The organism is Jiangella aurantiaca (genome assembly GCF_004349105.1).
GTDB classification, from domain to species: domain Bacteria; phylum Actinomycetota; class Actinomycetes; order Jiangellales; family Jiangellaceae; genus Jiangella; species Jiangella aurantiaca.
In genome coordinates this window covers 39,462-55,323 of the sequence record NZ_SMLB01000018.1, presented here as the reverse complement: position 1 = coordinate 55,323, position 15,862 = coordinate 39,462, and the positions used below count along the sequence as shown (strand labels likewise).

Below are 15,862 nucleotides of genomic sequence, written 5' to 3'. Positions count from 1 at the left end.
GACGAATCACCCCGCAACTCCCCGGTTACTCCAAGATCAACGGGGAGGGCGGCCGCCGTAGGGGGCCGGCGGGTTCAGGAGTCGAACGAGACCTCGGTGCCGGGCTCGTAGTAGCGCCGATCCACATGAACCAGGGGCACCGCTCCGCCGGCGTCCCGGGCGACCGCCGTGACACGGCCGAGGGCGATGGTGTGGTCGCCGGCGTCGACCAGGTCATAGGGGACACACTCGACGGCGGCGACGGCGCCGGTGAAGATCAGTTCGCCGCGGGCGGCCCGCCGGGTCGGCCAGGGCGAGAAGTCGTCGCGGGCGCCGGGGTGGCGCTCGCGGGCGCCGTAGTCGGACAGATCCAGCTGGTCGGCGGCGAGAAACGACAGCGACCACCCGTCGGCGACGAACAGGGCGTCGTGGATGAAGCCGTCCTTCTTGACGCAGGCCAGCACCAGCGGCGGCTCCAGCGACACCGACGACACGGCGGTCACGGTGAGGCCGCAGTCGCGCCCGACCGGGTCGAGCACCGTGAGCAACGCCACACCGCCCGCCAGACGGGCCATGGCGTCACGGAACTCCGGGGCAGGCTTCGACCGCGGCGTGGACTCCGGCAGCAGCGTCAGCCGACCCTGACGACGTCGCGAGGCCGGGCGGACTCCCGGGGACGCAGCTCGGTGAGCGCACCCACCGCCGCCGCCTCGACGCGCATCATCTCGTCGCTGACCTCGCGCAGCACCTCGGACATCGGCAGGTCGAGAGCCTCGCAGATGGCCGCGAGCAGCTCAGACGACGCTTCCTTGCGGCCACGCTCGACCTCGGACAGGTACCCGAGACTCACGCGCGCCGCGGCCGAGATCTCACGGAGGGTGCGGCCCTGCTCGATCCGGCGACGCCTCAAGACATCGCCGACGAGCCGTCTGATGAGAACCATCGGCTACCCCTCTCGCGATTCGTCTCGACTGTGCTTGAGTCCACCGTACCTTCTGTTTCGTACGTTTGCGTTTCCAGCCTCGCCGGGAAAGACGGGGTGCACAGAAGAATTCATCTCGAGCTTTGAAACGTCCCGCCCCGCTCGGAGATTCCCGGCTGCCGGGGCGGCGTCTCAGACCTCGGACAGCAGCGCCAGGACGGCCCCGACGGTCGCAGCGCGGACCTGCTCACGGCCACCGGGCAGCGCCTCCTCCCCCGTGAACGACCGCACCCGCGCGCCGCCGGCCGTCGCGACAGCGACGTGCACTGTGCCGGGCGGGTGACCGTCCTGCGGGTCCGGGCCGGCCACGCCGGTGGTCGCCAGGCCGACGTCGGCACCCAGCCGCCGCCGGACGCCGTCGGCCATCGCCACCGCGGTGGACGCGGCGACCGGCCCGTCGGCGGCCAGCACGGCCTCCGGCACCCCGGCCAGCGTCGCCTTCAGCTCCGTCGCGTAGACGACGACACCACCACGGACCACCGCCGAGGATCCGGGCACCGACGTCAGCGCGGCGCAGACCAGCCCGCCCGTCAACGACTCCGCCGCGGCGACGGTCAGCCCGCGCGCCTTCAGCCGGCGGACGACGTCGGCGGCACCGTCGCCGCCCGCGGCCCACTCCACGCTCACGGCGTCGCGCTGCGCCGCAGCCGGATGGCCGACAGCACGTAGTCGACGCCGGTGACGACGGTGACGATGACGGCGACGGCCATGACCGACGCCTCGATCGGGTCGAACCAGCCGGGCAGCGGGAGGATGTACAGGCCGAGCGCCAGCGCCTGCAGGACGGTCTTGAGCTTGCCACCGCGGTTGGCCGCCATGACGCCGTAGCGCAGGACGGCGAACCGCAGCACCGTGATGCCCCACTCGCGCACCAGCACGACCACCGTCACCCACCAGGGCAGCTCATCGAGCAGCGACAGCCCGACGAACGCCATGCCGGTGAGCGCCTTGTCGGCGATCGGGTCGGCGATCTTCCCGAAGTCGGTCACCAGGCCGCGGCGGCGGGCGAGGTCGCCGTCCAGCCGGTCCGTCATCATCGCCACGCCGAACGTGAAGAACGCGGCGACGCGGGACGGGTCGTGGTCGCCGCCCTCACGCAGCAGCAGCCAGCCGAACAGCGGAACGAGCACCACGCGCGCGACGGTGAGCGCGTTCGCGATGTTCCACGGGCTCGGCGGCACGGTCGACTGTTCGGCCACGGCCCAAGGCTAGGGCACCGCGAGCAGGTCGGCGCCGTCACTTCCGGTGACAGTCGCCGTGAGGATGTCACCGACGGCCGCCCGCGTGCCTGTGACCGTCGTGGTGCCGTCGACCTCGGGGCCCTGGTGGTCGGCGCGGCCCTCGACCGCACCGTCCGCACCCACCGACTCGACCAGGACGGACACCGTCTCGCCGACGCGGTCCTCGGCGCGCTGGGCGACCAGTTCCTCGACCAGGTCGCCCACCCGCGCGACCCGCTCGTCGATCTCGTCGGCGTCGAGCTTGCCGTCGAACGACGCCGCCTCGGTGCCGTCCTCGTCGGAATAGCCGAACACCCCGACGACGTCGAGCCGGGCCTGGGTGAGGAACGACTCCAGCTCGGCGACGTCGTCCTCCGTCTCGCCGGGGAAGCCGACGATGACGTTGGACCGAATGCCGGCCGACGGCACCCGGTCACGAATGGACGAGATCAGCTCCAGGAACGACTCCGTCCCGCCGAACCGCTTCATCCGGCGCAGCAGCGGCGTGCTGGCGTGCTGGAAGGAGAGGTCGAAGTACGGGACGACGCCGGGCGTCGACAGCATGGCGTCGACCAGCGTCGGGCGCATCTCGGCCGGCTGCAGGTAGGAGACGCGCACGCGCTCGATGCCTTCCACACGAGCCAGCTCCGGCAGCAGCGTCTCGAGCAGCCGCAGGTCGCCGAGGTCCTTGCCGTACGAGGTGGAGTTCTCGCTGACGAGGAACAACTCGCGCACACCCTGCCCGGCCAGCCAGCGGGCGTCGGCCAGCACATCTGACGGACGGCGGGACAGGAACGAGCCGCGGAACATCGGGATGGCGCAGAACGTGCAGGCGCGGTCGCAGCCGCTGGCCAGCTTCAGCGGCGCCATCGGGCCGCCATCGAGCCGCCGCCGCACGGACCGGGGTCCCGACGCGGGCGACATGCCGGCGGGAAGGTCGGGAGCCGCGTAGGCGGCGGCCTGCCGCTCCACCGGCGTGACGGGGAGCAGCTTGCGGCGGTCGCGTGGCACGTGCGGGACGTGCGCGGTGCCGCCGAGGATGCCGCGCAGCCGCTCGCCGATGGCCGCGTAGTCGTCGAAGCCCAGGACGGCGTCGGCCTCGGGCAGCTCGCCCGCCAGCTCGACGCCGTACCGCTCGGCCATGCAGCCGACGGCGACGACGGCCTTGGTGGCGCCGGACGACTTGAGGTCGGCCGCGGCCAGCAGGGAGTCGACGGAGTCCTTCTTCGCCTGCTCGACGAAGCCGCAGGTGTTGACCAGGACGGTTTCGGCGGCGGCGGGGTCGTCGACGAGCTCGAAGCCATCGGCGTCGAGGCGCCCGGCCAGTTCCTCGGAGTCGACCTCGTTGCGGCTGCAGCCCAGCGTGACGATCGCGACGGAATGTTTGCTCATGTCGCCCGCCACTCTACTCGGCGGCCCAGCCCGCTACGTTGTCGCGCATGCCCGACCCCGACCTCATCCCACTGCCCCTTGTCCACGAACGGCGCGCCGGGACGTTCGCCGTCGACACCGGCACCGCGATCGGCGCGGACGGCGACGCCCGGCCGGCCGCCTGGGTGCTGCACGACGTGCTCGCGGGAGCAGGGGTGCGCGCGCCGGTCGTACCAGCCGCCGATCCCAGCGCGTCGATCGTCCTGCGCGTGGGCGAGCCGGTCCGGGACCACCCCGAGGGCTACCGGCTGACGGTAACGCCCGAGCGGACCGTGCTCGACGGCGGCACCGGCCCGGCCCTGGCGCGCGCCGTCCAGACGTTCCGCCAGCTGCTGCCGCCCGCGGCCCTGCGCCGCGCACCGGTCGCCGACGGCCCGCCGGCGATCGAGTGCTGTCACATCGAGGACGCGCCGCGGTTCGACTGGCGCGGTGTGCATCTCGACGTCGCGCGGCACTTCATGCCGGTCTCGTTCGTGCTCAAGCTCATCGACCTCGCGGCGCTGCACCGCCTCAACGTCGTGCACCTGCACCTGACCGACGACCAGGGCTGGCGCCTGGAGGTCCCGTCCCGCCCGCGGCTCACCGAAGTGGGCGCCTGGCGCACCGAGACCGTCGTCGGCAAGGAGACCGACGCCTTCGACGGCACGCCGCACGGCGGCTACTACACGCTCGACGACCTCCGCGAGATCGTCACCTACGCCGCCCAGCGCTCCATCACCGTCGTCCCCGAGATCGACCTGCCCGGCCACGTGCAGGCGGTTGTCGCGGCGTATCCGGAGCTGGGCAACACGGGCCGGCCGATCGAGGTCCGCCGGACGTGGGGCATCTCGCCGCACGTCCTGGCGCCCACCGACGAGGCGCTGGCGTTCGCCCGCGAGGTGCTCGGCACGGTCCTGGACGCCTTCCCGGGCCCGTGGGTGCACCTCGGCGGCGACGAGTGCCCGCGCACAGAGTGGCGCGAGAGCCCGGCCGCCGCCACCCGCGCCGCCCAGCTCGGCCTGGGCTCCGTCGACGAGCTGCAGAGCTGGTTCCTGCGCGCGCTGCACGCGGACGTGACAGCGGCCGGCCGGCGGGTCGTCGGCTGGGACGAGGTGATCGACGACGGCGGCATGCCGGCGGACACCGTCGTCATGGCCTGGCAGGACGGCGCCCGCGGACCCGCCGCGACGGCCGCCGGGCACGACGTCGTCATGAGCCCCCAGCAGGTGACCTACTACGACCACTACCAATCCGACGGCGCGGACGAGCCGCTCGCCATCGGCGGGCTGACCACCGTCGAGGACGTGGCGGCCTGGGAGCCGGCCGCCGGTGCCGGGCCCGGCCGGCTGCTCGGCGTCCAGGGCCAGCTCTGGACCGAGTACCTGCCCACGCCCGCCGCCGTCGAGTACGCCGCCTTCCCGCGCCTGAACGCCCTGGCCGAGGTCGCCTGGACCGCGCCGGCCCGCCGCGACGCCGCCGGCCTGCTGCGGCGGCTGCCGGAGCACCTGCGCCGCCTCGACGCGCTGGACGTCGGGTATCGGCCGCTCGACGGCCCGCTCCCCGGTCAGCGCGGCGGCACTGGACGCCGTCGGCGCCCCTGATCAGCCGGCCGTCAGCCCGGTCCGGGCCAGGACGAAACTGGTCACCTCGCGGTGCCAGACCGACGGGTGCCGCAGCAGTGCGTGCCCGTCGCCGGCCACCGGAATGTACCGGCAGGACGCCGCGACCCCGTCCAGCCCGGCTGCCAGCGCCGCCGTCGCCCGCGGGTCGGTCGTGGTGTCGGCGCTGCCGTGCATGAGCAGCACGTGCTTCCCGGCCAGCAACTCCGGCGGCTCCGACGGCGTCAGCCACGGCGCCAGCGCGGCGACCGCGACGACACCGGCACCCGCGCGCCCGTCCTCCCCCGCCACCCGGATCGCCGCCCGGCCGCCCATCGAGTACCCGACCAGCGCGACCGGCACGTCCGGGTCCCGCGACCGCACCGCGGCGAGCGCCGAGCGCACGTCGGCCAGCGGCGACTCCTCGGCGCCGTTCCACCCTCGGATCGTGTAGCGCAGCCGCCACACCGTCAGCCCCAGCGGACCACCCGCCCGCCGCAGTGCGAAGGCGAACGGCGCCAGCCGGACCACCGAAGGCTGCCGCCGCCGCACCGGCTCCCTGCTCTCCGACCGGCCGCCGTGCAGCAGCAGGACGGCCGCGCGGACGTCGCCGCGCGGCCGGTCCTCGGTCAGGACGTACGCCGGCTCAGCCACCGCGCAGCGCGTCCAGCACCTCGTCGAGGTCGTCGGGCTTGATCAGCACGTCGCGCGCCTTGGACCCCTCGGACGGGCCGACGATGCCACGGCTCTCCATCAGGTCCATGAGCCGGCCGGCCTTGGCGAACCCGACCCGGAGCTTGCGCTGCAGCATCGACGTCGAACCGAACTGCGTGTTGACGACCAGCTCGGCGGCCTGGCAGAGCAGGTCGAGGTCGTCGCCGATGTCCTCGTCGACCTCGCGCCTCGACGACCCAGTGGCCGCGGTCACATCTTCGCGGTAGGTCGGCGCCAGCTGCTCCTTGCAGTGCGCGACGACCGACGCGATCTCGCTCTCCGTCACCCAGGCGCCCTGGACGCGGATCGGCTTGCTCGCGCCCATCGGCAGGAACAGGCCGTCGCCCTGACCGACCAGCTTCTCAGCGCCCGGCTGGTCGAGGATGACCCGCGAGTCGGCCAGTGACGACGTCGCGAACGCCAGCCGCGACGGCACGTTGGCCTTGATGAGGCCGGTGACGACGTCGACCGACGGCCGCTGCGTCGCCAGCACCAGGTGGATGCCGGCCGCCCGGGCCAGCTGGGTGATGCGGACGACGGAGTCCTCGACGTCGCGGGGGGCGACCATCATGAGGTCGGCCAGCTCGTCGACGATGACCAGCAGGTACGGGTACGGCGTGAGCACCCGCTCGCTGCCCTCGGGGGCCTTCACCTTGCCGGCGCGGACGGCCTTGTTGAAGTCGTCGACGTGCCGGAAGCCGAAGTTCGCGAGGTCGTCGTAGCGCATGTCCATCTCGCGCACGACCCACTGCAGCGCCTCGGCCGCCTTCTTCGGGTTGGTGATGATCGGTGTGATGAGGTGCGGGATGCCCTCGTACGCCGACAGCTCCACCCGCTTCGGGTCGACCATGATCAGCCGGACCTCGTCGGGTGTGGCCCGCATGAGCACCGACGTGATCATCGAGTTGATGAAGCTGGACTTGCCGGATCCGGTGGCGCCGGCGACCAGCAGGTGCGGCATCTTCGCCAGGTTGGTGACGACGAAGCCGCCTTCGACGTCCTTGCCGAGCCCGGCGATCATCGGGTGGTGGTCCTTGCGGGCCACCGCTGAGCGCATGACGTCGCCGAGGCTGACGATCTCCTTGTCGGTGTTCGGGATCTCGATGCCGATGGCCGACTTGCCCGGAATGGGCGACAGGATGCGCACCTCGGCGCTGGCGACCGCGTACGAGATGTTCTTCGACAGCGCGGTGACCCGCTCGACCTTCACCGCGGTGCCGAGCTCGACCTCGTACCGGGTGACCGTCGGGCCGCGCGTGTAACCGGTGACGACGGCGTCGATGTTGAACTGATCGAACACGCCCATGAGCGCGTCGACCACCTGGTCGGACGCGGCCGACTTGGCCTTGTGCGGGCTGCCCTGCCGGAGCAGGTCGCTGTTCGGCAGCGTGTAGGTGATGTCGCCGGACAGCGCCAGCTGCTCGACCCGCTGCGGGATCGGTGTGTGCGGTGGCGGCTCGGCCGGGCCGTCGTTTGCCTTCTTCTTCTTGCGCAGCTCGCGGGCGACGATGGCCGGCTCGGTCGGTGTCTCGTCCTCGCCGTCGAGACCGCCCAGCTCGGCGGTGTCGGCGTCGGAATCGGGCTCGGGGTCGCTCTTACGCCTGCGCTTGGGCTTCTCGCGCAGCACCGGTGAGTCGTACGGCTCGTCGTCGGAGGGCGCGAGACGGTCGCGTCGGCCGCCTTCCTCGTCGTCGGCGACGGGACGGCGGAAGCCCAGCCAGCCGCCGACCACCAGCGCGGCGGCGCGCAGCTGCGCGGTGACCTCGTACAGTGGGATGCCGGTGATGACGAGCACGCCGAACAGCGTCAGCAGGCCCAGCAGCGGGCCGGCCACCCACACCGTCAGCAGGTCGGCGAGGATGGTGGACGAGACGTACCCGATGGCGCCGCCGGCCCGCTCCATGGCCACCTGCCCGTCGACCGGGCGCGGCATGCCGCCGGCGATGTGCGCGAGGCCCAACGTGCCCAGCGCGAGGCAGGCCCAGCCGATGACCTGGCGGCCGCCGGGACCGTTGCGGTCGGGGTGCCGCAGCGTGCGCCAGGCCGCCATCAGCAGCAGCACCGGCGCGACGTAGGCGCCGGTGCCGATGGCGCCGGCGATGCCCTGGTAGACGGCGTCGTAGACCTGTCCGTCGAGCGTCCACCACACCGACGCGGCCACGATGAACGCCCCGCCGATGAGGAACAGCCCCACGCCGTCGCGGCGCTGGTCGGCCTCGAGACTGGTGGCGGTGCGCCCGATGCTCCGCGCGACGCCGCCGACCAGGTGGGCGATGCCCATCCAGATGCCGACGATCATCCGGCCGATGCCGCCGAAGAACTGCGCGGCGAGACTCGGCTCCGGAGGTGGTGGCGGCGGGGGCGGCTGAGGTGCGCGACGCTTCCGGCCGCGAGCCGGGGTACGCCGCTTCGGGGTACCCGACGAGCTTCGCGACCGTGCGGTAGCTGTTCGGGTCGCCATGGAGATCACACTACAGCCGACACAGGCGCATCTTCAGTCACACGAGCCCCGGCGCGTCGGGTGAAATGTCCGTTCCCGCAGGTCGCGGCAACTGGAAATGATCATTTCCGGCCGCCCGCGCGGCTTGACGCGTAGGATTTTCCCTACCTATAGTTCCGGCCATGAGCCTGACACAGATCCAGACCGTGACCGTGTTCGTCGACGACCAGGAGCGCGCCCGCTCGTTCTACGCCGACGTGCTCGGCTTCGAGGTCCGCACCGACGTCACCATGGGTGACAACCGCTGGCTGGAGGTCGCCCCGCCGGGCGCCGCGACGGCGATCGTCCTGCACCGGCCGTTCCCCGGCGCCACCGCCGGCACGTCCGCCGGAACGATCCTGGCCTCGTCCGACCTGGACGCCGACGTGGAGCGGCTGCGGTCCGCCGGGGTCGGCGTCGACGGACCCACCGAGATGCCCTGGGGCCGGCAGGCGACGTTCGCCGATCCGGACGGCAACGGGTTCGTGCTCTCCGCGGCGGGCTGACGGCGTGCCCCACCGCGGCAAGACGTCCAGCACCGACCGGCTCTTCGGCGCGCTGGCCAATCCGACCCGGCGCGACATCCTCGACCTGCTCCTCGACGGCGAGCAGACGGTCCAGACGATCGCCGACCGGTTCGACATGGCCCGGCCCAGCGTCTCCGAGCACCTGCGCGTGCTCCGCGACACCGACCTGGTCCGCGAGGAGCAGCGCGGGCGGCACCGTTACTACGCGGTGCATCCGGAGCCGCTGGTCGGCGTCCGCGACTGGCTGTCGCCGTACGAGCGGTACTGGCGGGCTCGCCTCACCGACCTGGGCGAGGTGCTCGACGACCTCGCCGGCGGGGAGCAGCCGTGACCGACCGCACGTCGATCGAGCTGGACCAGTTCTACCCGCACGCGCCGGAGCTCGTGTGGCGGGCGTTGACGACACCGGAGCTGCTGGCCCGCTGGCTGATGCCTCCGGACGGGTTCGAGCCGCGGGTCGGCGCCCGGTTCACCATGGCGGCGAAGCCGATCGAGGCGGTCGGCTTCTCCGGCACCGTCGCCTGCGAGGTGCTCGAGCTGGTCGAGCCCGAGCTGCTCAGTTTCAGCTGGGACGACGCCGCCGCGGCCCAGCCCAGCGGCTGGGTGGTCAGCTTCGCGCTGCGCCCGGAGGGCCGCGGCACCCGGCTGCTGTTCGCCCACCGCGGCTTCGACCCCGACTCCCCAACCGCCCAGCTGTCGCGGACGATCATGGGCGGCGGCTGGCGGCGCATCCTCGCCGCGCTCGGCGAGGCGGCCGCCGACGGCGGCAACGGCGCCTGACCTGTCCCCCCCCCCCCGTTGATCATGGAGAAATGGGGGTTCCCAGTCGCGGGGAACCCCCATTTCTCCATGATCAACTTTGCCTGGGGGTGTGGCGGGCGCGAGCGGCGCCGGCTGCCCGGCGCTACGACTCCACGACCACCGGGATGATCATCGGACGGCGCCGCAGGCGGCCGCCGACCCAGCGGCCGATGGTGCGGCGCACCGTCTGCTGCAGCTGGTAGGTGTCGGCGTTGCCGCCCTCGGCCGCCTTCTCCAGCGCGCTGACCAGCTCCGGCCGGATGTCGTCGAAGACGCTGTCGTCCTCGGCGAACCCGCGGGCGTGGATCTCCGGTCCGCCGGTGACCTTGCCGGTGACGGAGTCGACCACCACGACGACGGAGATGAAGCCCTCCTCGCCGAGGATGCGGCGGTCCTTCAGCGACGCCTCGGCCACCCCTCCGACGTTGGAGCCGTCGACGTAGACGTAGCCGCACGGCACCGCGCCCACGACGCGCGCCACGCCGTCCACGAGGTCGACGACGACGCCGTCCTCGGCCAGCGCCACCCGCTCGCGCGGCACGCCGGCGGCGACCGCGATGTCGGCGTTGGCGAACAGGTGCCGGGTCTCACCGTGGATCGGCATCACGTTGCGCGGCTTGACCAGGTTGTACGCGAACAGCAGCTCACCGGCGGCGGCGTGCCCGGACGTATGCACCTTGGCGTTGCCCTTGTGCACGACGGTGGCGCCCTCGCGGGTGAGGCCGTTGATGACGCGGGACACGGCGTTCTCGTTGCCGGGGATCAGCGACGACGCCAGCACGACGACGTCGCCGGGCTCGATGTGGATGGCCGGGTGGTCGCGGTTGGCGATGCGCGACAGCGCCGCCATCGGCTCGCCCTGCGAGCCGGTCGACATCAGCACGACCTTGTCGGGCGAGAGGTCGTCGATGCTCTTGAGGTCGACCAGCGTGCCGCCGGGGACGGTGAGGTAGCCGAGGTCGCGGGCGATGCCCATGTTGCGGACCATGGACCGCCCGACGAAGGCGACCTTGCGGCCGTGCGCGACGGCGATGTCGAGCACCTGCTGCACGCGGTGGACGTGGCTGGCGAACGAGGCGACGACGATGCGTCGCGGCGCGCGGGCGAAGACGCCGTCGAGGACGTCGGCGATGTCGCGCTCATGCGGCGTGAACCCGGGTACCTCGGCGTTGGTGGAGTCGACCATGAACAGGTCGACCCCGGAGTCGCCGAGCCGGGCGAAGCCGTTGAGGTCGGTGAGCCGGCCGTCCAGCGGCAGCTGGTCCATCTTGAAGTCGCCGGTGTGCAGCACGACACCGGCCGGTGTGCGGATGGCCAGCGCCAGCGCGTCCGGGATGGAGTGGTTGACGGCCAGGAACTCGACCTCGAACGGGCCGAACCGCTCCGTCTGTCCCTCGCGGACCTGCAGCTGGTAGGCGTCGATGCGGTGCTCCTTGAGCTTCGCCTCGACCAGCGCGAGGGTCAGCCGGGAGCCGACGATGGGGATGTCCTGCTTCTCGCGCAACAGGAACGGCACGGCGCCGATGTGGTCCTCGTGCCCGTGGGTGAGCAGGATCGCTTCGACGTCGTCGAGGCGGTCGCGGATGTACTCGAAGTCGGGCAGGATGAGGTCGACGCCGGGCTGGTTGTCCTCAGGGAACAGCACGCCGCAGTCGACGACGAGCAGCCGGCCCCTGTGCTCGAACACCGTCATGTTGCGGCCGACCTCGCCCAGCCCGCCGAGCGGGACGACGCGCAGCGCGGCGGGGTCGAGCGGGGGTGGCGAGGACAGTTCCGGGTGCGGATGACTCATGCGAGCCCCGCCTCGGCGAGGTCGGCGCGCAGCAGCGCGACCTGCTCGTCGGTGGCGGGGATGAGGGGCGAGCGGACCGTGCGGTTCCGGATGACGCCGCGCAGCTGGACGGCCGCCTTGGCCATGATGGCTCCTTGGGTTCGGGTCATGATGCCGCGCACGGCAGGGATGAGCCGCCGGTGCAGCTCCAGCGCGCGCGGCAGATCGCCGGAGTCGAGCGCGCGGATCATGTGGGCGTACTCGGCGGCCGCGACGTGGCCGACCACGCTGACCATGCCGACGGCGCCGTGCGTGAGCAGGGCGAGGTTGAGGGCGTCGTCGCCGCTGTAGTAGGCCAGCCCGGTGCGGGCCATGACCTCCGACGACGCGAACACGTCGCCCTTGGCGTCCTTGACCGCGACGATGCGGTCGTGCTCGCTCAGGCGGATCAGCGTCTCCGTGGCGATGGGCACGCCGGTGCGGGCCGGGATGTCGTAGAGCATGACCGGCAGGTCGGTGGCCGAGGCGACCGCGGTGAAGTGCTGGTACAGCGCCTCCTGCGGCGGCTTGCTGTAGTAGGGCGTGACGATCAGCAGGCCGTGCGCGCCGGCCTTCTGCGCGGCCTGGGCCAGCTCACTGGTGTGGCGGGTGTCGTTGGTGCCGACGCCGGCGACGACGCGGGCGCGCGAGCCGACGGCCTCGAGCACGGCCCGCAGGACGAGATCCTTCTCGGCGTCGGAGGTGGTGGGGCTCTCACCGGTGGTGCCGCCCACCACGAGGCCGTCGCAGCCGTCGTCGACGAGCTTCTCCGCGAGCGCGGCGGTCCCCTCGAGGTCGAGCCCGCCGTCGTCGAGGAACGGCGTGACCATGGCGACCGACACGCGGCCGAAGGGTGCGGCCGCCGGCACGCCGGACGTGGCAGCGGCGAGGGTGAAGAGCTCGTCAGGCATGGATGAAAGGCTACCGTGGTCCGGGCCCGCGGGCCGACCGCCTCACCGTCCGGCGCTGGTCAGGGCGACGGCCCGGGCGCGGGTCTCGCCCACCGCGGCGAGCAGCTCACCGACCCGTGGGTCAGTCCGTTCGTCCGACCGGCTGTGACGCAGCCGGGTGACGAGGAAGGCCAGCTCGGTGACGGCCACCTGGTAGGCGCGTACCGCGCGGGCGGCGTCGCGGCCGTACTGCGCCTTCATCGCAGTGGTCCAGCGGCGCCGGCTGCGCATGGTCGACAGCAGGTCGAGCTCGTACCACGGGATCCAGCCGGCCTGCACGAACTCGCCCAGCCGGGCGGCGACGACCCGCTGCTCGCGGCGGCGCTGCCACAGCGCGAGGCCGAGCATGCTGCCGAACAGCGGCACCATGACGACGACGTAGACGGCGATGAAGCCCCGTCCCTTGTCGTCCCACAGCGCCGACGCGTTCCACAGCGCGTGCAGCCCGGCCGCCAGCAGGTACCCGACGAGCGGCAGCACGACCCGGACGGCGGCCGAGCGCCGATGCGCCGCGAGGCCGACGGCGATGCCGATGAACACGGTGAACAGCGGGTGGGCGAACGGCGAGAAGACGCCGCGCACGACGAACACGGTGTAGCCGTCGATGGACGCGGTGTCGAACGCCCGGCCCAGGTAGAGGATGTTCTCGACGAACGCGAACCCGGCCGCCACCAGCCCGGCGTAGACGATGCCGTCGACCAGCCCGTCGATCTCGTCGCGCCGCCACAACAGCAGGCCGACGAGGAACGCGCCCTTCAACGCCTCCTCGGCGAACGGCGCGGACACCACCGACGACGTGTACTCGCCGTAGGTGATGGCGACGACGGAGTTCACCAGCAGCGCGCCCATCGTCGCGACGCCGGCGCCCCACAGGAACGCCGCCAGCATCGTCCGTCCGGGCTCGGGCTCCCAGCGATCCAGCCACAGGAACGCGCCGACGACCACCACGACCGGCAGCAACGCGAACAGCGTCGCGGTGGCGACGGTGGACGGCGCGAGGTCGCCGACCGCGAGCCCGATCACCACGACGGCGCAGCAGGCCGCCGTGACCAGCCCGAGGACTGGCCAGAAGACGCGGCGGCGCTGCTGCCGGCTCCACGGCTGGTGCCGGGTGAGTGGGGTAGTCACGGGGCTACGACGTCCACGAGCAGCGGGCCGGTTCCGTCGACGCGCACCTGCGCCGGCGCGCCGGCGATCAGGTCGGCCTCCAGCTGCCGGGCCTCGTGGGTGGACACGATGCCGACGACGGCCATGCCGGCCGCCCGCGCCGCGGCGATGCCGCTGGGCGCGTCCTCGACGACGACGCACCGCTCGGGGTCGACGCCGAGCCGCTGGGCGCCGAGCAGGTACGGCTCGGGGTGCGGCTTGCCGCGCAGGACGTCGTCGGCGGTGACGACGACGGCGGGCGCCGGCAGCCCGGCGGCGTGCATGCGGGCGGCGGCCAGGACGGCGTTGCCGGACGTGACGACGGCGCGCCGGTCGGCCGGAATCGAGGCCAGCAGCTCGGCCGCGCCGGGCATCGGACGGACCGTGCCGGCGTCCTCGATCTCCAGCTCGTCGACGCGGGCGATCGCCGCCGTCACCAGTCGGCCGGGCAGCAGTTCGGCGACGATGTCGGCGGTGGTGCGGCCGTGTGCGCCGACCAGGCTCGCCGGGTCGACGTCGTACTCGCGGCACCAGCGCAGCCAGCAGCGCGCGATGGAGTCGGTCGAGTCGACCAGCGTCCCGTCGAGGTCGAGCAGGATCGCTTCGGCTTTCAGCACCACGATTCACCCTTGACGCGATGGGTCATGCACAACACCCTCACGCCCACCTGTCGTCCTGCGGCCTGGACCGGCGGCTCGAGGGGACCTCCGGCCCCCTGTCGCCGCCGGTGTGCATGACCCATCACAGGATGTGACCCTATCGGGTCGGCTCAGGCGTCGCGGCGGACCAGCACGGCGCCGGCGACGGCGAGCAGCGCGGCCGTCCACGCGGCCATCACCAGCCCGCCGGGCAGCGGCGCGAGCGCGTCGTCGATCGCGATCCGGTCGTCGCCGGCGAGCATCCGCATGCCGGCCAGATCCGGCAGGTAGCGGGCCAGCGGTGTGACCAGGTACAGCAGGAAAGACACGGACACCACCGAGCCGTTCGCGATCAGGACGATCAGCGGGACGATCCCGCTGCGGGTCAGCACGGTGATCGCCAGCGCGATCAGCCCGATGAGGACGGCGTAGACGCCGGCCCCGATGGCCCGGCCGAGGACGTCGTCCGCCCCCGGCCCGGGGCCGGCGACCAGGCGGGCGACCAGCAGCGAGGCCGGGAACGCGACGGCCGCCGCCACCGCGACCAGGACGGCGACGGCGGCTGCCTTGGCGGCCAGCACGGTCAGGCGCCGCGGCATCGCGGCGAACGTGCTGGCGATCTGCCGGCCGCCGTTGTACTCGCTGCTGACGGCGATGACGCCGAGCACGATCGCGCCGATCGTGATCAGCGGCTCCGCGGCCAGAGCCGCCTCAGCCGCCGAGTCGGCCGTGCCCTGCGAGGCGTTGAGCGCGGCCAGCGCGACCGGCCCCAGCACGGCGACCGCCAGCCCGGCGAGGGTGGCCGGCAGGGTGAGCGCCTTGCGCAGCTCGGCGGCGACGGCGTCGGCGGCGCTCACGACGCACCCCCGGTCAGCGCGAAGAACGCGTCCTCCAGCGTCGGGTGCCCGGCCGTGACCCGGTCCAGCGGCCCGGCCGCCACCACCCGTCCGGCGGCGATGACGACGAGGTCGTCGGCCAGCTCCGCGACCTCGGCCATGAGGTGGCTGGACAGCAGCACCGTCCCACCTGCGTCGGCGTGCGAGCGCAGCAGCCGGCGGATCCACCGGATCCCCTCCGGGTCCAGCCCGTTGACCGGCTCGTCCAGCACCAGCGCCGCCGGCTCGCCGAGCAGCGCGGCGGCCAGGCCCAGCCGCTGCCCCATGCCGAGCGAGAGCCGGCCGGCCCGGACGCGCGCCGCGTCGGTCAGGCCGACCTGCTCCAGCACCTCACTGACCCGGCGGCGCGGGATGCCGTTGCTGCAGGCCAGCCAGGTCAGGTGCTGACGGGCGGAGCGGGACCGGTGTGCGCCGGAGCCGTCCAGCACCGAGCCGATCACCTGCAACGGCCGCCGCAGCGCCTGGTACGGACGGCCGTCCACCAGCGCCGTGCCGGACGTCGGCCGGTCCAGCCCGAGCAGGATCCGCAGCGTCGAGGACTTGCCGGCGCCGTTCGGCCCGAGGAAGGCGGTCACCCGGCCGGGCTCGGCCCGGAACGTCACGCCGGCGAGCACGTCGCGGGAGCCGCGGCGTTTCACCACATCGTCGAAGGTCAGCATGCGCCCATGTCAGCCGAGCGCGGGCCGGTTGTCATCGGGCCACGGTCGCTCGG

16 protein-coding genes and 1 pseudogene are annotated in these 15,862 nt (G+C 73.0%); 4 read left to right on the top strand and 13 right to left on the bottom strand.

Annotation, left to right across the window (positions count from 1 at the left end):
• Positions 1-74: 74 nt before the first annotated feature.
• The 5 genes and pseudogenes from E1262_RS14950 to rimO form a co-directional block, all read right to left on the bottom strand.
• Complete coding sequence (locus tag E1262_RS14950) at positions 75-554, bottom strand: flavin reductase family protein (protein WP_132103937.1); 480 nt, start codon at positions 552-554, stop codon at positions 75-77.
• Positions 555-652: 98 nt separating this feature from the next.
• Positions 653-922 (bottom strand): annotated as a pseudogene (locus E1262_RS14945) (helix-turn-helix domain-containing protein); the annotation flags it as partial.
• A gap of 171 nt (positions 923-1,093) precedes the next feature.
• Positions 1,094-1,588: a CinA family protein gene (locus tag E1262_RS14940; protein ID WP_132103936.1), complete on the bottom strand. Its 495-nt coding sequence runs from the start codon at positions 1,586-1,588 to the stop codon at positions 1,094-1,096.
• Positions 1,585-2,160 carry a CDP-diacylglycerol--glycerol-3-phosphate 3-phosphatidyltransferase gene (gene pgsA / locus E1262_RS14935; RefSeq protein ID WP_132103935.1) on the bottom strand — a complete coding sequence of 192 codons (576 nt, stop codon included), beginning with the start codon at positions 2,158-2,160 and terminating at the stop codon, positions 1,585-1,587. Before pgsA ends, E1262_RS14940 begins: the two co-directional genes overlap by 4 nt.
• 9 nt (positions 2,161-2,169) lie before the next feature.
• Positions 2,170-3,573 carry a 30S ribosomal protein S12 methylthiotransferase RimO gene (gene rimO / locus E1262_RS14930; RefSeq protein WP_132103934.1) on the bottom strand — a complete coding sequence of 468 codons (1,404 nt, stop codon included), beginning with the start codon at positions 3,571-3,573 and terminating at the stop codon, positions 2,170-2,172.
• Positions 3,574-3,620: 47 nt separating this feature from the next.
• Here rimO and E1262_RS14925 point away from each other — a divergent pair, with 47 nt between their 5' ends.
• Positions 3,621-5,192, top strand: coding sequence for a beta-N-acetylhexosaminidase (locus E1262_RS14925; protein ID WP_203453882.1), 1,572 nt, complete (start codon positions 3,621-3,623; stop codon positions 5,190-5,192).
• On the opposite strand, the gene E1262_RS14920 is transcribed toward E1262_RS14925, so the two are convergent.
• Positions 5,193-5,843 carry an alpha/beta hydrolase gene (locus E1262_RS14920; RefSeq protein WP_132103932.1) on the bottom strand — a complete coding sequence of 217 codons (651 nt, stop codon included), beginning with the start codon at positions 5,841-5,843 and terminating at the stop codon, positions 5,193-5,195. It lies immediately after the preceding gene.
• Positions 5,836-8,202: an FtsK/SpoIIIE family DNA translocase gene (locus E1262_RS14915; RefSeq protein ID WP_203453881.1), complete on the bottom strand. Its 2,367-nt coding sequence runs from the start codon at positions 8,200-8,202 to the stop codon at positions 5,836-5,838. The genes E1262_RS14920 and E1262_RS14915 overlap by 8 nt, the downstream gene beginning before the upstream one ends.
• A 323-nt stretch (positions 8,203-8,525) precedes the next feature.
• Between E1262_RS14915 and E1262_RS14910 the strand changes: the two genes are divergently transcribed.
• The 3 genes from E1262_RS14910 to E1262_RS14900 are packed head-to-tail and all read left to right on the top strand — an operon-like array spanning position 8,526 to position 9,689.
• Positions 8,526-8,888 carry a VOC family protein gene (locus E1262_RS14910; protein WP_132103930.1) on the top strand — a complete coding sequence of 121 codons (363 nt, stop codon included), beginning with the start codon at positions 8,526-8,528 and terminating at the stop codon, positions 8,886-8,888.
• A 4-nt stretch (positions 8,889-8,892) separates the two neighbouring features.
• The gene (locus E1262_RS14905) at positions 8,893-9,240 is read left to right on the top strand and encodes an ArsR/SmtB family transcription factor (protein ID WP_132103929.1); all 348 of its coding nucleotides are present in this window, start codon (positions 8,893-8,895) and stop codon (positions 9,238-9,240) included.
• Positions 9,237-9,689, top strand: a complete 453-nt coding sequence (locus E1262_RS14900) for an SRPBCC family protein (RefSeq protein WP_132103928.1) — start codon at positions 9,237-9,239, stop codon at positions 9,687-9,689. The genes E1262_RS14905 and E1262_RS14900 overlap by 4 nt, the downstream gene beginning before the upstream one ends.
• Before the next feature lie 124 nt (positions 9,690-9,813).
• Here E1262_RS14900 and E1262_RS14895 read toward each other — a convergent pair whose 3' ends face one another.
• The 6 genes from E1262_RS14895 to E1262_RS14870 form a co-directional block, all read right to left on the bottom strand.
• Positions 9,814-11,502 (bottom strand): ribonuclease J, encoded by a 1,689-nt coding sequence (locus E1262_RS14895; protein ID WP_132103927.1) that lies wholly within the window; start codon positions 11,500-11,502, stop codon positions 9,814-9,816.
• On the bottom strand, positions 11,499-12,431 hold the full coding sequence (dapA, locus tag E1262_RS14890; RefSeq protein WP_132103926.1) for a 4-hydroxy-tetrahydrodipicolinate synthase: 933 nt from the start codon (positions 12,429-12,431) through the stop codon (positions 11,499-11,501). Before dapA ends, E1262_RS14895 begins: the two co-directional genes overlap by 4 nt.
• 42 nt (positions 12,432-12,473) lie before the next feature.
• The gene (locus E1262_RS14885; protein WP_132103925.1) at positions 12,474-13,598 is read right to left on the bottom strand and encodes a PrsW family intramembrane metalloprotease; all 1,125 of its coding nucleotides are present in this window, start codon (positions 13,596-13,598) and stop codon (positions 12,474-12,476) included.
• Positions 13,595-14,233, bottom strand: a complete 639-nt coding sequence (locus tag E1262_RS14880) for an HAD-IA family hydrolase (RefSeq protein WP_238992938.1) — start codon at positions 14,231-14,233, stop codon at positions 13,595-13,597. The genes E1262_RS14885 and E1262_RS14880 overlap by 4 nt, the downstream gene beginning before the upstream one ends.
• Before the next feature lie 152 nt (positions 14,234-14,385).
• Positions 14,386-15,111 carry an ABC transporter permease gene (locus E1262_RS14875; protein WP_132103923.1) on the bottom strand — a complete coding sequence of 242 codons (726 nt, stop codon included), beginning with the start codon at positions 15,109-15,111 and terminating at the stop codon, positions 14,386-14,388.
• Positions 15,108-15,809, bottom strand: coding sequence for an ABC transporter ATP-binding protein (locus E1262_RS14870; RefSeq protein WP_132103922.1), 702 nt, complete (start codon positions 15,807-15,809; stop codon positions 15,108-15,110). The genes E1262_RS14875 and E1262_RS14870 overlap by 4 nt, the downstream gene beginning before the upstream one ends.
• Positions 15,810-15,862: the final 53 nt, after the last annotated feature.

Bases quoted from the DNA above. Each gene is read 5' to 3' on its own strand.
- E1262_RS14950 (WP_132103937.1), bottom strand. From the start codon at position 554: ATGGCCCGTCTGGCGGGCGGTGTGGCGTTGCTCACGGTGCTCGACCCG.
- dapA (WP_132103926.1), bottom strand. From the start codon at position 12,431: ATGCCTGACGAGCTCTTCACCCTCGCCGCTGCCACGTCCGGCGTGCCG.
- E1262_RS14915 (WP_203453881.1), bottom strand. From the start codon at position 8,202: ATGATCGTCGGCATCTGGATGGGCATCGCCCACCTGGTCGGCGGCGTC.
- E1262_RS14870 (WP_132103922.1), bottom strand. From the start codon at position 15,809: ATGCTGACCTTCGACGATGTGGTGAAACGCCGCGGCTCCCGCGACGTG.
- E1262_RS14895 (WP_132103927.1), bottom strand. From the start codon at position 11,502: ATGAGTCATCCGCACCCGGAACTGTCCTCGCCACCCCCGCTCGACCCC.
- E1262_RS14925 (WP_203453882.1), top strand. From the start codon at position 3,621: ATGCCCGACCCCGACCTCATCCCACTGCCCCTTGTCCACGAACGGCGC.
- E1262_RS14910 (WP_132103930.1), top strand. From the start codon at position 8,526: ATGAGCCTGACACAGATCCAGACCGTGACCGTGTTCGTCGACGACCAG.
- rimO (WP_132103934.1), bottom strand. From the start codon at position 3,573: ATGAGCAAACATTCCGTCGCGATCGTCACGCTGGGCTGCAGCCGCAAC.